This is a genomic window from Jejuia spongiicola (assembly GCF_023502325.1).
Lineage (GTDB): Bacteria > Bacteroidota > Bacteroidia > Flavobacteriales > Flavobacteriaceae > Wocania_A > Wocania_A spongiicola.
Map to the genome: position 1 here is coordinate 474,524 of NZ_JAMFLZ010000003.1, position 14,802 is coordinate 489,325.

A 14,802-nucleotide genomic window follows, 5' to 3' on the forward strand; every position below is an offset into this window, starting at 1 on the left:
GCAGGAATAATATTAACTTAATAAATCGTCCTCGGTAGCTTCAGGTTTTGGACTTGGCTTATCACCTTCACCCTCACCATCAGATGGCTTGTTTGCGTCTGCTTTATAATAATCTTCAAAAATCTCTTTCATATCAATGCCATAACGCTCAGCAAAATTCTTTTGGATGTCGCTATCTTTTGCACGAATTTCTTGTAAAGCCTCTGCATAACTACTATAAACACCTTGCATTACTTTTTCATGTACTGGTATATTATCCATCATGTCCTGACGCGCTTTCGCACTTGCGGTATGCATAGATGCTAAAGTTTCCCCAATGTGTTCATCCGTTTTAACACCTAAATGTTCTAAAATAGCAGCAAATTCTTGATCCGTTCTTGCTTTTAAAGCTACCACATAACCATCATAATACTTAAGTCGTTCTTCAGTATCACTCTTTAATTTAGCACGATGTGTTTGCAAATTACTACGTAAAGAAGTTAATACTTTAATGGTTAAGTTATGTTTGTGTACAAAGCTATCCTTACTCGCAGCAAGCGTGGTATATGCATTTTTAAGACCTTCTAGTTCTTCTACCTTTTGCTCTAAGGTTGTTACTTTACCTATAGCTTCTGCGTATTCTGAAGACTGCTTATCGGCAATATCTTCAAGCTCTTGGCGAGCCTGCTTTAAAAGTGCATATTGCTCTTCTAATTTTGCCTCAACTTCTTTCTTTTTCTCTAAAGCTTTAGTATGATTTTTAGAAGCTTCAACAATGGCATCCTTTAGTTTTTCTTCTACTTCTTTTATTTCTACTTCTCTATTTTTTAAACGGCTAACGGCTGCTTGACTTTTATAAGACAATTCACTTAAAAGTGTTTGTATGTCTGCACTTTCAATACGCTCTTGAAACATTGCTTTTGCCTTATTATCTGCACCAGCTCGTACTTTTTCAGCAGCTTTTAACTCATCTTGGGCTTTTTTTATTTTACTCTTTCGCCCCCAAAGGTTATTCCACCAAGTATCAGGTTTTGCTTCGGCATCTTCTAATTCAATTTTGGCACGCTCTAAAGCTTTTTGAGCATCATCAATTACTTTTTGTTCTGTAGCATTTAATGATGAAAACTTTTCAAAAATAATACCAACCTCATCCTGATAATCAGTTAAATCTTTGATAGCGTCTAAAAGCGTAGTTCTATCTTTTTCTGCCATATGCACCACATCGTCTAAAGTGGCGTTTAATATTTTTTGTCTAACCTCAGGGTCATCTTCTTGAGACAATTTAGATTTCATAGTATCAATGGCTTTTCCCCAATTAACATCTACTTTTTCTGTTTTTTCGTTTGAAGAGGTTTCTAATAAATCAAAATCATCTGACATGTTATATACTGTATTTAAGGTTGAACAATTTTACGGACAAGCAATTTCGTTAAAAAATATCAATTTTAAAATTTATACTACTTAAATTATTGGTATAAAAAGTTTATAAAATGTTACATTAATATTTTGTCACTTGCTAAGAGGTGATTTTGAAATTAATTTTCAATCAGAAAAGAAGCTTTACTTGAGTTTATATTACAACATAAGCATCTTAAATACAGCTATGTACCTTTTATACATGTAATAATTAGTAAAAAAACAGTATATTTGAACAGCTATTAACCCAAATAAAATACTACCAAATGCTACTAAAAACTTTTATTTTAGGTTGCATCCCTCTAATAAGCCAAACCGACATTGTAACAATATTAATTGTTGTTGTTGTAATTTTTTCTTTTTTACTTATACTCGGTGTTAGAAAATCATACAAACTTAAGAAGGAAAATGATCGTTTAAATAGTATGAATACGACTATTGAGGATGAGAACAAAAAACCTTATAAAGATTTTACTGATGGCCATATGTATGGTGGCAATTAATACAATTTAAATATGAAAACTCTGGTCCTTTTATTTATCGCAACGTATTTTATTGAATTGTTATATCGTAGAATTATATTAGATAAACAATTGGAAAATGAAATAAAAAAGTTCAACCAAAACAAAGATTATATTATGAACCAAAGCCTTAATAATTATGAATTAGGTTCTAATCATTTATATAAATAAAAATGCCCACTTTTCAGTGAGCATTTATTTATGTTTTTATCTAATTAACTTTTTATATTTAATTCGCTTCGGTATTAAATCTCCACCAAGACGTTTCTTTTTATTTTCTTCATAATCGCTAAAACCACCTTCGAAGAAATAGACTTGACTATCGCCTTCAAAAGCTAAAATATGTGTACAAATACGATCTAAAAACCAACGATCGTGACTAATCACTACGGCACAACCTGCAAAGTTCTCAAGACCTTCTTCAAGTGCTCTTAATGTGTTGACATCAAGATCATTAGTTGGCTCATCTAAAAGTAACACATTGCCTTCTTCTTTAAGTGTCATTGCTAAATGTAAACGATTACGTTCACCTCCAGAAAGTAAGTTTACTTTTTTATTTTGCTCGCTTCCAGAAAAATTAAAACGACTTAAATATGCACGAGAGTTCACTTGCTTTCCTCCCATCATAACTAACTCTTGTTCATCACTAAAGTTTTGCCAAATAGTTTTATTTGAATCAATATTAGAGTGCTTCTGATCTACATATGCTATTTTAGCAGTATCGCCTACAACAAACTTACCTTTATCTGGGGTTTCTTCTCCCATTATCATTCTGAAAATAGTTGTTTTACCAGCTCCGTTAGGCCCAATTACACCAACTATTCCAGCTTGTGGCAGGTTGAAACTTAAATCATCATATAATAACTTATCGTCATATCCTTTTGCAACACCTTTAGCCTCAATAACATTTGTACCAAGTCGTGGTCCATTAGGAATATAGATTTCTAACTTTTCATCAAGTTGCTTTTGATCTTGACTCATTAGCTTATCATAATTCTTTAAACGCGCTTTTTGCTTTGTTTGCCGACCTTTAGCTCCTTGTCGAACCCATTCTAACTCGCGTTCTAAGGTTTTCTGACGTTTTGATGCCGTTTTACTTTCCTGAGCTAATCGTTTAGATTTTTGATCTAACCAAGACGAATAATTCCCTTTCCAAGGTATCCCTTCTCCTCTGTCCAACTCTAAAATCCAGCCAGCAACATTGTCTAAAAAGTATCTATCGTGCGTTACAGCAATTACGGTTCCTTTATACTGAGCTAAATGATGCTCTAACCAATGTACAGATTCTGCATCTAAATGGTTTGTAGGCTCATCTAATAATAATACATCTGGTTCTTGCAATAACAAGCGACATAAAGCAACGCGACGACGTTCCCCGCCAGATAGTACACCAATTTTTTTATCACCATCAGGAGTTCGTAAAGCATCCATGGCAATTTCTAATTTGGTATCAAGCTCCCATGCATTTGCAGCATCAATCTGATCTTGCAATTCAGCTTGACGGTTCATAAGTTTTTCCATCTTATCTGGATCAGAATATACTTCCTCTAGCCCAAACATATCGTTTATCTTATTATACTCATCAAGAATTGCAACAGTTTCAGCAGCACCTTCTCGAACTACTTCCATTACGGTTTTCTCTTCATCTAACTTTGGTTCTTGTTCTAAGTAACCAACAGAATAGTCTTGCGAAAACACTACATCTCCTTGGTAATTTTTATCAACTCCAGCAATAATTTTTAAAAGAGTTGATTTACCAGAACCATTGAGTCCTAAAATTCCTATTTTCGCTCCGTAAAAAAAACTCAAGTAAATGTTTTTTAAAACTGGAGTATTTGCACTCTGAAATGTCTTGGTTACACCAGACATTGAGAAAATTATCTTCTTATCATCACTCATTACACTCTTCCTTTTAATGCATTAAACACCCATGCATTTGCAAAAAAACCAATACCAACAGCTGCAAAACCCCAGCCTGCAACATCATCATACCTAAAGGCTCCTAATGCTATTAATGCTAATCCTACTATAATCATAATTGTGGTAGCCCAGGCTAGCACAGTGTTTTTATTCATTGCCATAATCTTAATTCTTAAATTTTGGTGGTTAGTCTTAAAGCAAATATCGTTTTTTTAGATAAAAAAAGCATCCTATATAGGATGCTTTTTATTAACTCGCAGGAAGAAATCCCATTTTACCCATTTGGTAATCGCGTAAAGCTTCCATGATTTCAGTTTGGGTATTCATTACGTATGGCCCCCAACTTGATACCTTTTCCTTAAAAGGAGTTCCCGATAAAAAGAGTAACTTACTTTTAGTGTTTCCTTTTAATTTAAAGCCTTCTCCATCTTGATTAAATTCAATCAATTGATTTTTATCTTTAACTAATTCTATATCGTTATTAACACTAACGCTTCCATTAAGTAAGTACAATACAGACTGGTGAGTATTGTCAATTGAAATAAAATGTTCTCCATCTCCTTCTGTGTCTATCATGTATGCATTCACAGATGTTTGTGTAGCAATCCTTCCATTTTTTCCCTCTAGAGCCCCAGCAACAACTTGAATGGCAACTTTACCATCATCAGAATTCACAACTTTAAAATCTTCATGTTTAACATGTTGATAATTGGGTTGAATCATCTTCTTTTCCGCAGGTAAGTTTAACCATAATTGAATTCCTTCTAGGGTTCCTCCTTTTTTAACAAAGTCTTTAGTTGGGCCTTCAGCATGAATTATACCACGACCAGCAGTGGTCCATTGCACATCTCCAGCTTTAACAATGCTTTCATGCCCAAGAGAATCTCGATGTAATTGTTCGCCTTGAATTAAGAAGGTAATTGGTTCAAATCCGCGATGTGGATGTGGTCCTAAATCAAAAGGGTTATTCATTTCATCTATAGTATACGGTCCATAATGATGTAATAATATAAATGGATCAATCATTTCTATTTCATGCGTAGGTATAGGTTGCCGCAATTTTATAGGCCCCATATTTACAAAATCACTTCGGCCTACTCTTTTTATTGTGTTTAATTTCATAATCTTTACTTTTTTAGTTTCCACGGAAACTATTTGGTTAAAAAAATACTTATCGTATTTTATCTAGCAAATCACTTAAAAGACCTGCTTCTTCTTCAGTCAGATTATCTATATAATCTGACTTCATGTTCTTACTTATTTCATCTAATAATTCCAATCCTTTCTTCGTTATATTTATATGTACAACTCTCCTATCATTTGGGCATTGTAAACGCTCAATTAATTGCTTATCGCACAATTTATCCATTAATCGTGTAGCATTTGGAGCTCTCTCTAACATACGTTCTTTAATAGTTTGCACCTTAATTGCTTCTCCAGCTCCACGAAGAATTCTTAAAATATTAAACTGTTGTGGAGAAATACCATAAGGCTTGAAAAAGCTATTCTGTTTGCTACTTATCCAATTAGCTGTATAAATTATATTCAGCAAAGCCTTAACCTTGTTGTTAGGAAATTTAGAATTTATATCTTTAGAAATATTACCCATCAAATGGCCTTTTCAAAAATTGAAACTAGCTTTAACAGTTCATTATTTAATTCTTTGTTAGAAATTTTTCCTTCAGAAAAATTAGCGCTAAACGAAGGAAAGCTAAAATATGCTACTATATTCCCCCCCATGTAAGGAAAACGACCTTTCGCAATTTCTAGAACCGTAGCTCCTCCTCTTGCTCCTGGAGATGTAGCCATTAACAACATAGGTTTTTCGCTCCATAGTTTTCCATCAATTCTGGACATCCAGTCAAAAATATTTTTAAATACTGTTGAATAAGCTCCATTATGCTCAGCTAAAGATAAAATAATACCATCAGATGATTTTATATTATCCAAAAATTTATTAGCATTATCTGGAATACCGTGTTCAATCTCGTAATCTATTCCATATAAGGGTAATTCAAAATCATTGAGATCTAAAACTGTTACTTTAACCCCATTAACCAAATTTGCAGCATATTCAGCTAACTGCTTGTTTATCGAATATTTACTATTACTTCCTGCAAAGGCAATTATATTTTTCATATTAATTATTTATTCTTTTGTTAAAAATATAAGATACAATCAATAACACAAAAGCTATTAATGCTCCTGTTTGTTCACCGTCACCAATCATATAATGTGCAAAAAATGCTAAAATAAAGGCAAAAAAGAAACCTGCATAGGCCCATTCTTTAATTGCTTTAAAATTTGGGTTCCAAATTGCAAATATCCCTAGAAGTTTAGCGACTGCATAAGGGTAAATAATATATGTAGGATAACCAAACGTAGTAAACATAGTAGCGACATCATCATGCTTAAAAAAATACATACTTACTGAAAATAGCATTAATAAAGTTAATAGTCCTGTAGCGATGTAATAAATAATTTTATCTCTTTTCATTTTTATAGTTTTAAATTATGGTACAAATATATAATAAATAATTTTATTTTCCAAGGAATATATTTCCGTGTAATATATTTTAATAAATAATTAACAATAAAATTTAAAAGATTCCCCCTTTCGAGGGAAATACAACTTTTGTACATTAGCATCAAACTAAAAAATAAATGGATATTAACTTCAATAAAAATGAAGATTATAATAAACTTCTACTTTCAGAATTAAATAATCGATTAGCTAAAGTTAGCCTTGGTGGTGGAAAATCTAGAATTGAAAAGCATCATGCCAAAGGAAAAATGACGGCAAGAGAACGTATAGATTATTTATTCGATGCAAAATCTAAATCTATTGAGATTGCCACTTTTGCAGGTGAAGATATGTATATAGAGCATGGAGGTTGCCCTTCTGGTGGTGTAGTGGTTAAAATAGGCTATGTTAAAGGCAAGCAATGCATTGTTGTTGCTAATGATGCCACTGTAAAAGCAGGTGCTTGGTTTCCTATTACTGGAAAAAAGAATTTAAGAGCTCAAGAAATAGCGATAGAAAACAGGTTGCCTATAATTTATTTAGTAGACTCTGCTGGTGTCTATTTACCTATGCAAGATGAAATTTTTCCAGATAAAGAACATTTTGGTCGTATTTTTAGAAACAATGCTATTATGAGTAGTATGGGTATTACTCAAATTTCAGCAGTTATGGGTAGTTGTGTCGCTGGAGGTGCCTATTTACCTATTATGAGTGATGAAGCACTGATTGTTGATAAAACTGGGAGTATTTTTCTTGCTGGAAGCTATTTGGTTAAAGCTGCAATAGGAGAATCTATAGATAATGAAACACTTGGTGGAGCAACTACACATTGTGAAATTTCTGGAGTTACTGATTATAAAGCAAAAGATGACGCCAATGCTTTAAATACTATAAAAAGTATTATAGACAAAATTGGCGATTATGATAAAGCAGGATTTAATAGAAGTGAAATAAAAAAACCAAAAGAAAATCCTGAGGACATCTATGGTATTATTCCTAAATCGCGTGCAGATCAATACGATATGTACGAGATTATAAAACGATTAGTTGATAATTCAGAATTTGATGAATATAAGGCTGGCTATGGACAAACCATCATAACCTGTTATGCCCGAATTGACGGTTGGGCAGTTGGTATTGTTGCTAATCAAAGGAAACTGGTAAAAACCAAAAAAGGTGAAATGCAATTTGGGGGTGTTATTTATAACGATAGTGCTGATAAAGCTACACGCTTTATTGCCAATTGTAACCAAAAGAAAATACCATTAGTATTTTTACAAGATGTTACTGGCTTTATGGTAGGCAGCAAATCAGAGCACGGTGGTATTATTAAAGATGGTGCTAAAATGGTAAATGCTGTAAGTAATTCAGTGGTACCTAAATTCACAATTATAATTGGTAATTCTTATGGTGCAGGAAATTATGCAATGTGCGGAAAAGCTTACGATCCAAGGTTAATTGTTGCATGGCCTAGTGCAGAGCTTGCAGTTATGAGTGGTAATTCTGCTGCTAAAGTATTATTACAAATTGAAAAAGCATCGCTCGAAAAAAAGGGTGAAAAAATTACTCCAGAAAAGGAAGCCGAACTTTTCAATAAAATAAAAGATAGATACGATAATCAAGTCTCTCCATATTATGCTGCTTCCAGGATTTGGACAGATGGAATCATAGACCCTCTTGATACAAGAAAGTGGATTAGTATGGGTATTGAAGCAGCTAACCACGCCCCTATTGAAAAGCAATTTAACTTAGGTGTTTTACAGGTGTGAAAATTAAAGAAAAGCGACTTATAAGTCGCTTTTCTTAATAAATTAAAACAACTATTATTTAATCATCATCCAACTATTCCAGAGTATTTCTCAATTAATCTGACAATCAAATCGTTTAATTTTTCTATTTTATAATCACTCGCTGTTGGTTTTAAATGAGGATTTCCTATACCGCTATCATCAGTTAAGAACACATAGGTTCCATTAGTAGACAAACTGAAAAATCTCATTAAAAATTCTACAGTTTTATCTGCACCACTAGCTACTATAGGAATTATTTTTATCCCTTTTTCTTGAGCTATTTTTATTTGCTCTTTAATTACTGAAACATTTTCTTCATTTAAATGTGGTGGTGCGTCTAATAATAAAAACATCAATCTAGACTTTGCGCTTTTATTCCATTCTTTAGATAAAGCTACTTTCAACGCCTCCTCAACAGCTTCTTCATAATCTCCTCCTCCTCCTGCTGATTGATTGGATAGGATTTCTTTAACAACTTCTATATCATCATTAAAATCAAAATCTCTTACAAGATATTCGTCTCCCTCATCTCTATAAAATGTTAAAGCGACTCTTTTTTTATCAATTTTATTGTCTAACCTTGAAATTATGTTTTTTATCTCCGATTTTAAATAGTTAATCTCATCACCCATTGAACCTGTTGCGTCTATAGTAAACATAACATCAATATCATTAGAGCTATTTACATAATCTAATACAAAGTTTACATTTTGATGATTATTGGTTATTTTCTTTCCTAATATTCTATTATTGCAAATTGCTTGGACCACAAAATATTCATCTTTACAAATCTTATTTAAATCTTTAAAAAGAATAACTTTACCACTGACATCTGTTCTAGCAGACATAATTTGTTCGTTCAAATCATTAAATAAACTAACTTTTACATTGCTAACAGGTTTAGAGTTATCATCTATTATTAAAACTTCTATCTTGTTTTCTAAATAAAACCCCCAATTATTCTGAATTTTTTTATACTTTTTATTTTTTAACACTGCTAGCCATTCATTCCATTTTTCTAAATCATTAATTTCTCCAGCAGTTAATTGACCAGATTGCGGATCAGAATATTTTTCATGCTTTTTTTTCGTGGCTACACCTCTAATGCTTACACCTGCAGATTTTCCAGATAATGCTTTAGAAACTGACACACCTCTTACGGTACTAACAGCATAACTTAAAGTTTTACTTTCTCTTTTGATTCCATACCCAACCACAACCACTTCATCTAAAGCTTCTTTTTGTATCTCTAATGATAGAGAAATAGTGTTTAGTTTTTTTACTTTTCTTTCTTCCGTTACATAACCTAGATAAGAGAAAACTAAAACATCAAACTCTTTAGCCTTTATTTCATAAAATCCATCAAAATCTGTTGATGTTCCTTTAGATGTTCCTTTAATAACTATAGTAACACCTAGCAATGGAATACCTGATTCATCAGAAACTTTTCCAGAAATTAATTTTTCTTGTGCTTGCAATTGCATTGAAATCATCAATACAAGAATAAATTTAAATAACGTTTTCATAATAGTTGGTTTTTAAGTTTAGTATAAAACTATAACCAAACAACATATTAAAAAACCTACAATGAGCGAAGTATACTTTTGAATGAGTTAACTATAAAATAAAAAAGGTTAAGCTTTCACTTAACCTTCAAATTTATATTAATAATTTTTATTTACTTAATTTCAGTATTAAAAGGAAACAATAGTTGAACACCTTTTTGTTCAGACATTGATTTAATTTCTTTCAACACTTTGTAATTAGCTTCTCCAAGTTCTTCCTTTAAAATATCTTCTTTTGCTTTTGCTAAACCAAAACTTTGCAACACTTTATCTAAATCTTTTTCAAAAACTGGAAATTCTTTAATTTTATAATCTTCTATTTCTGCGGCTTCAGCTGCATATTTTAACGCTAGCTCTAAACCTCCAAGTTCATCAATCAATCCATTACTTAAAGCATCAACACCTGTCCAAACACGTCCTTGCGCAATCGCTTTAACATCATCTTGAGTCATACCTCTACCATCTGCAACTCTATTTGTAAACAATTCATAAATATCGTTAATGCCTTCTTTAATAAAAGCTTCTTGTTCTTCGTTCATTGGTTCAAAAAAGCTATAAGAAATTGAGTTTTTATTAGTTGTTACCTGTTCGGCATTAATTCCCCATTTATCTGCAAGCCCTTTAACGTTTGGCAACATTCCAAAAACGCCTATGCTTCCTGTAATAGTAGTTGGTTCTGCTATAATTTTATCGGCATTACAAGCAATATAGTAACCACCAGATGCAGCAAGATCTCCCATTGATACAATAACAGGTTTTACTTTTTTGGTTAACTCTATTTCTCTCCAAATAAGTTCACTAGCTAAAGCGCTACCTCCTGGAGAATTAATTCGAATAACCACTGCTTTGATTTTATCATCTTCTCTAGCTTTTTTTAAAGATCGGTTCATAGCTCCTTGACCTACTCGGTCTTCATCTCCTTCTCCATAAATTATTTCTCCTTCGGCATAAATAACAGCCACCTTATTACTACTTGTTTTCTTCATTATTTGATTAGCTGTATGAATAGCATAATCTTTTATAGAAATGGTTTTAATTTCTTTTGAAGCTTCTATATTAATAGCGTGTCTTAAACCACTTTCATACTCGTCATGATATGCAACTCTATCAATTAATTTTGATGATTTTGCTAAATTTGCTGTTCTAGACAACAAACTATCGGCAATAGTATTTAGCCTATCTACAGAAACATTCCTACTAACCGAAATTTCTTTTTTAACTTCGCTCCAAATACCATTTAAATAAACTTCGATTTGCTCGCGATTATTATCACTCATTTCATTTTCTAAAAATGGCTCAACTGCGCTTTTATATTTACCTAAACGGATAACTTCCATTTTGATTCCCGATTTTTCTTGAAAATCTTTATAATACAAACGTTCTGTAGACAAGCCATTAAATTCCATCATGCCAACAGGATTCATATAAATAGTATCTGCAACCGAGCTTAAATAATAATCTTTTTGAGAATAAACATCAGCATAAGCCACAATAAACTTGTCAGATTTTTTAAACTCTAAAAGAGCATCTCTAATTGCTTTAGTTTGAGAAAATCCAGCTTGAATGAAATTATTATCTATTGATATACCTTTTATTTTATCATCTGTAGCTGCATATTTTATTGCATCGATGATATTAAAAAGACCATCCTTTTTGTTTTCGTTTAAAAAGTTATACTGCTTAAAAACTGTTTTTCCAGCATAGTCTTTTATTGGAAAATCTAATTTAAGGTCTAACACTGAATTATCTTTAACAATAATTTTTTCATCAGATGATGATCCTGTTAATAATCCAATCAGTATTAATAATGCAAAACAAATAAACAGAAATACAAAAATTCCTGTAACGGTTGATAATACACGTTTTATAAAGCTCATTTTTTTTTAATTTTATTGTTAGTAGAGTAAATGTTGGCAATGTTACAATTAATTTTAAAATTTTAATTGTTTTAAAGTTTCTTTACGCTGAATTTTACCAGAATTTGTTTCAATAAATTGATTAATATTGTAAATGCCTTTAGGTTTTTCAAATTTTTCTAAATCGGAAAATATATTGTCATCAATTTTATTTGTATTGCCTTCAACAACCAAAATAAGTTGTTCTCCTAAAACCTCTTCTTTTTTTGATGCTACAAAAAAGCGTTGTTTTATTTTGTTTTGAAGTTTAGTTTCTATTTGTTCTGGATATAATTTAACACCTCCAGAATTAATAACATTATCATAACGTCCTAACCATTCAAACTCAGTATCAGAATGTAGCTTAACCATATCGTTTGTAATAATAGTTTCATTTGAAAGTTTCGGAGCTTTAATTACCAAACACCCTCTTTCATCCTCAGATATTGAAATATTTGGTAATGTTTTAAAATGAGATTCAACAGATTCTTTCGTTGCGCTTCCTTGTGAAAAATCAAAATTATTTATCTTTTTTAGTGCAATGTGTGTAATAGTTTCTGTCATACCATAAGTTTCATAAACACTCGTTTTTATGCTGTTTATAGTTTCTTTTAAAGTCTTAGAAACTGCAGCACCCCCTACTATTATGGTTTTTATATTATCACAATAATTATAAATTTTTTCTAATTGCATAGGTACCATAGCTGCAAAATCATAATGTTCTTCATAATCAAAAATTGGCTGAGATGTAGGTTGTGTTAAATCTAATTCTAAACCAAGGGTGATAGCTCGGATTAACATCATTTTGCCTGCCACATAATTAGATGGTAAACAGTATAAGGCTTTATCGCCTGGTTTCAAATTAAAAAAATCGCCAGTTGCTATAGCAGAATTAACCATAGCTTGCTTTTTGATTTTTATACGCTTAGGTTTTCCTGTAGATCCAGAAGTATTTACATATATAAAATCTTTTTCGTCTAACCAATCCAATAAGAAATCGCCAATAATTCTCTCATAAGGCATTCCCTCTTTTATAAAACTATAAGCAACTTCCATAAGATCATCATAAGAATAGTGAATCTTATTAAGTTTAAATTTTAAATGAACTTTATTACAACTGGGTATCACTACTGCCTATTTCTTCTAAAATCTTATAATTTTCTTTTGGAGGCTCAATTACTTTTCCAAATAATTTATCCTTCCAATTACTCCAATTATATTTTTTGGATAAGATGAAAAGTAAAATTGGAAATACTACAAAAACTGGAACAAATATTTCTGCTAAACCCATTTTTTCTGGATCAGACATATCCTTCAATATTGAATCTGTTTGAAATGCAGTCCAATCAGCTGTAACTAAAAGTGCTGTAAACAAATTATTTGCTGCATGAAATCCTAAAGCCAACTCTAAGCCTTCATCCATAAGTGTTATGATTCCTAAAAACAAGCCTGTGCCAATGTAATATACCATAATTACATAGCCTAATTTATCTACTTCGGGGTTTGCGATATGAAGCAAGCCAAATCCAACAGAAGTAATTAATAAAGGAGCCCATTTATTTTTAAAAATCACCCCAATACCTTGCATTAAATATCCTCTAAACAAATATTCTTCAAAGCTCGTTTGTAGCGGTACTAGTAAAATAGCAATAACACATAAAATTAGAAATGGCTTTAAGTTAAAATTAAAAACATAATCTTCTGGAGTAAAGAAAAAATAATCTACAAGAACGAAACTACTAGATACAATTCCCCAAAGTAAGAATATAAACCAAAACCGCTTCCAATCTATTTTTTTTCGTGTGGTTGTTAAATGAGTGATAGATTGTTTATGAAGAAACTTTGCTGTAAACAGTAACCCTACTAACCCAATAGCAAAGGATAAAAGCATTAAAAACAAAAACAAATTATTTCCCAAAAGTGTAACCATTTGTGGTATATCAGTGGGAATTTCTCCTGTACCAATGGCTTTAATTCCAATCGCAACAAATAAAGGAACCATACCTACTAATTGCCATGCAATAAAAACAATTACTACACCTACCAAATATCTCCACCAATCATGCAACACATTAAATGTTTGAGCTATATACATACCTATTTCTTATAAGTTAAATTTCCAATTAATACTATCATTATATTGCAATGTACCATTTTTAACTTGCAATGGGCTATCAAAATTATTAGTAAACAATGCACCAGTACCTAAGCCTTGAGGTAAATCACTTTGTTTACTATAAGTATATTGAGTTATAGCATTTAGTCCAACATTACTTTCCAAAGCACTAGTAATCCACCAACCAATATTTTGATTTTCAGCCATACTAATCCAATCATCACTTCCTTTAAATCCTCCAATTAAACTAGGTTTTAAAATAATGTATTGCGGATTTATAGTTTGTAGTAATTCCTGCTTTTTTGTTACAGTAAAAACACCTATTAATTCTTCATCTAAAGCAATTGGTAACGGGGTAACTTCACACAGCTTAGCCATATCTTCAATTTGGCCTTGTTTTATAGGTTGTTCTATAGAGTGCAAATCGAATTCTGATAGTACTTTTAATTTCTCTAAAGCTTCATTTTTAGAAAAAGCACCATTAGCATCCACACGCAATTCTATATCTTTTGATGAAAACTCTTTTCTAATAGATCTTATAAGATTAATTTCTGTTTGAAAATCAATTGCCCCAATTTTCATTTTAATACAATTAAATCCAGATGAAATTTTATCTTTTATTTGTTGCTTCATAAATTCTTCTGAACCCATCCAAATAAGGCCATTTATCGGAATTGAAGCTTTGCTTTTAGTGAAGTCAGACGGAAACAACTCGAATTCATTTTCGCTCTTCAAAGACTTAAATGCCATTTCTAAACCAAACTGAATGCTAGGAAATTCAATAAGTTGTTTAACCAAAACATCTAAACCTAGATTTATGTGTTTGCAAACCCATTGCAATTTTTCTTCATAATCTGGTCTATCATCAATTGATAGTCCTCTAAATAAACCACATTCACCAACACCTCTTTTTTCATCGTGCTCTAATACAATAAACCAAGTTTCTTTAGTTTTTAAAACGCCACGGGATGTCCCGCTTGGGTTTTTAAAATTCAAAATATATCTATGGTAAGTAGCAATCATATAGTTTTCAAAAATAATCAATAAAAATGTTTAATTTGTAAACCATTTAGAAC

14 protein-coding genes are annotated in these 14,802 nt (G+C 31.5%); 2 read left to right on the forward strand and 12 right to left on the reverse strand.

Annotated features, from left to right (window positions below; translation table 11 throughout):
• Window positions 1-12: 12 nt before the first annotated feature.
• Window positions 13-1,359 carry a coiled-coil domain-containing protein gene (locus tag M3P09_RS09410; RefSeq protein WP_249972941.1) on the reverse strand — a complete coding sequence of 449 codons (1,347 nt, stop codon included), beginning with the start codon at window positions 1,357-1,359 and terminating at the stop codon, window positions 13-15.
• Window positions 1,360-1,661: 302 nt separating this feature from the next.
• Between M3P09_RS09410 and M3P09_RS09415 the strand changes: the two genes are divergently transcribed.
• The gene (locus M3P09_RS09415; RefSeq protein ID WP_099566059.1) at window positions 1,662-1,898 is read left to right on the forward strand and encodes a hypothetical protein; all 237 of its coding nucleotides are present in this window, start codon (window positions 1,662-1,664) and stop codon (window positions 1,896-1,898) included.
• Between the two features lie 225 nt (window positions 1,899-2,123).
• On the opposite strand, the gene ettA is transcribed toward M3P09_RS09415, so the two are convergent.
• The 6 genes from ettA to M3P09_RS09445 all read right to left on the reverse strand — a co-directional run bounded on the left by ettA (window position 2,124) and on the right by M3P09_RS09445 (window position 6,333).
• Entirely contained in the window at window positions 2,124-3,815 is a 1,692-nt protein-coding gene (ettA, locus tag M3P09_RS09420; RefSeq protein WP_249972942.1) for an energy-dependent translational throttle protein EttA, read from the reverse strand.
• Complete coding sequence (locus M3P09_RS09425; protein WP_099566061.1) at window positions 3,815-3,997, reverse strand: CAL67264 family membrane protein; 183 nt, start codon at window positions 3,995-3,997, stop codon at window positions 3,815-3,817. The genes ettA and M3P09_RS09425 overlap by 1 nt, the downstream gene beginning before the upstream one ends.
• Before the next feature lie 88 nt (window positions 3,998-4,085).
• On the reverse strand, window positions 4,086-4,958 hold the full coding sequence (locus M3P09_RS09430) for a pirin family protein (protein ID WP_249972943.1): 873 nt from the start codon (window positions 4,956-4,958) through the stop codon (window positions 4,086-4,088).
• Window positions 4,959-5,007: 49 nt separating this feature from the next.
• The gene (locus M3P09_RS09435) at window positions 5,008-5,445 is read right to left on the reverse strand and encodes a MarR family winged helix-turn-helix transcriptional regulator (RefSeq protein WP_249972944.1); all 438 of its coding nucleotides are present in this window, start codon (window positions 5,443-5,445) and stop codon (window positions 5,008-5,010) included.
• Window positions 5,445-5,975 (reverse strand): NADPH-dependent FMN reductase, encoded by a 531-nt coding sequence (locus tag M3P09_RS09440; protein ID WP_249972945.1) that lies wholly within the window; start codon window positions 5,973-5,975, stop codon window positions 5,445-5,447. The genes M3P09_RS09435 and M3P09_RS09440 overlap by 1 nt, the downstream gene beginning before the upstream one ends.
• A 1-nt stretch (window position 5,976) precedes the next feature.
• Window positions 5,977-6,333 (reverse strand): DoxX family protein, encoded by a 357-nt coding sequence (locus M3P09_RS09445; protein ID WP_099566065.1) that lies wholly within the window; start codon window positions 6,331-6,333, stop codon window positions 5,977-5,979.
• Window positions 6,334-6,500: 167 nt separating this feature from the next.
• Between M3P09_RS09445 and M3P09_RS09450 the strand changes: the two genes are divergently transcribed.
• Window positions 6,501-8,129 carry an acyl-CoA carboxylase subunit beta gene (locus tag M3P09_RS09450; RefSeq protein WP_249972946.1) on the forward strand — a complete coding sequence of 543 codons (1,629 nt, stop codon included), beginning with the start codon at window positions 6,501-6,503 and terminating at the stop codon, window positions 8,127-8,129.
• 65 nt (window positions 8,130-8,194) lie between these two features.
• On the opposite strand, the gene M3P09_RS09455 is transcribed toward M3P09_RS09450, so the two are convergent.
• From M3P09_RS09455 to M3P09_RS09475, 5 genes are all read right to left on the reverse strand, one after another.
• Window positions 8,195-9,676, reverse strand: a complete 1,482-nt coding sequence (locus tag M3P09_RS09455) for a carboxypeptidase-like regulatory domain-containing protein (protein WP_249972947.1) — start codon at window positions 9,674-9,676, stop codon at window positions 8,195-8,197.
• A gap of 152 nt (window positions 9,677-9,828) precedes the next feature.
• Complete coding sequence (sppA, locus tag M3P09_RS09460; RefSeq protein ID WP_249972948.1) at window positions 9,829-11,592, reverse strand: signal peptide peptidase SppA; 1,764 nt, start codon at window positions 11,590-11,592, stop codon at window positions 9,829-9,831.
• A 54-nt stretch (window positions 11,593-11,646) separates the two neighbouring features.
• Window positions 11,647-12,666 (reverse strand): AMP-binding protein, encoded by a 1,020-nt coding sequence (locus M3P09_RS09465; protein ID WP_249972949.1) that lies wholly within the window; start codon window positions 12,664-12,666, stop codon window positions 11,647-11,649.
• 55 nt (window positions 12,667-12,721) lie between these two features.
• Complete coding sequence (locus M3P09_RS09470) at window positions 12,722-13,705, reverse strand: CPBP family intramembrane glutamic endopeptidase (protein ID WP_249972950.1); 984 nt, start codon at window positions 13,703-13,705, stop codon at window positions 12,722-12,724.
• A gap of 9 nt (window positions 13,706-13,714) precedes the next feature.
• A complete protein-coding gene (locus tag M3P09_RS09475; protein WP_249973016.1) occupies window positions 13,715-14,749 on the reverse strand; it encodes an o-succinylbenzoate synthase in 1,035 nt (344 codons plus the stop codon).
• Between the last annotated feature and the right edge of the window lie 53 nt (window positions 14,750-14,802).

Excerpts from the sequence above, each read along its gene's own strand:
- M3P09_RS09410 (WP_249972941.1), bottom strand. The coding sequence starts at position 1,359 with ATGTCAGATGATTTTGATTTATTAGAAACCTCTTCAAACGAAAAAACA.
- M3P09_RS09415 (WP_099566059.1), top strand. The coding sequence starts at position 1,662 with ATGCTACTAAAAACTTTTATTTTAGGTTGCATCCCTCTAATAAGCCAA.
- ettA (WP_249972942.1), bottom strand. The coding sequence starts at position 3,815 with ATGAGTGATGATAAGAAGATAATTTTCTCAATGTCTGGTGTAACCAAG.
- M3P09_RS09425 (WP_099566061.1), bottom strand. The coding sequence starts at position 3,997 with ATGGCAATGAATAAAAACACTGTGCTAGCCTGGGCTACCACAATTATG.
- M3P09_RS09430 (WP_249972943.1), bottom strand. The coding sequence starts at position 4,958 with ATGAAATTAAACACAATAAAAAGAGTAGGCCGAAGTGATTTTGTAAAT.
- M3P09_RS09435 (WP_249972944.1), bottom strand. The coding sequence starts at position 5,445 with ATGGGTAATATTTCTAAAGATATAAATTCTAAATTTCCTAACAACAAG.
- M3P09_RS09440 (WP_249972945.1), bottom strand. The coding sequence starts at position 5,975 with ATGAAAAATATAATTGCCTTTGCAGGAAGTAATAGTAAATATTCGATA.
- M3P09_RS09445 (WP_099566065.1), bottom strand. The coding sequence starts at position 6,333 with ATGAAAAGAGATAAAATTATTTATTACATCGCTACAGGACTATTAACT.
- M3P09_RS09450 (WP_249972946.1), top strand. The coding sequence starts at position 6,501 with ATGGATATTAACTTCAATAAAAATGAAGATTATAATAAACTTCTACTT.
- M3P09_RS09455 (WP_249972947.1), bottom strand. The coding sequence starts at position 9,676 with ATGAAAACGTTATTTAAATTTATTCTTGTATTGATGATTTCAATGCAA.
- sppA (WP_249972948.1), bottom strand. The coding sequence starts at position 11,592 with ATGAGCTTTATAAAACGTGTATTATCAACCGTTACAGGAATTTTTGTA.
- M3P09_RS09465 (WP_249972949.1), bottom strand. The coding sequence starts at position 12,666 with ATGGAAGTTGCTTATAGTTTTATAAAAGAGGGAATGCCTTATGAGAGA.
- M3P09_RS09470 (WP_249972950.1), bottom strand. The coding sequence starts at position 13,705 with ATGTATATAGCTCAAACATTTAATGTGTTGCATGATTGGTGGAGATAT.
- M3P09_RS09475 (WP_249973016.1), bottom strand. The coding sequence starts at position 14,749 with ATGATTGCTACTTACCATAGATATATTTTGAATTTTAAAAACCCAAGC.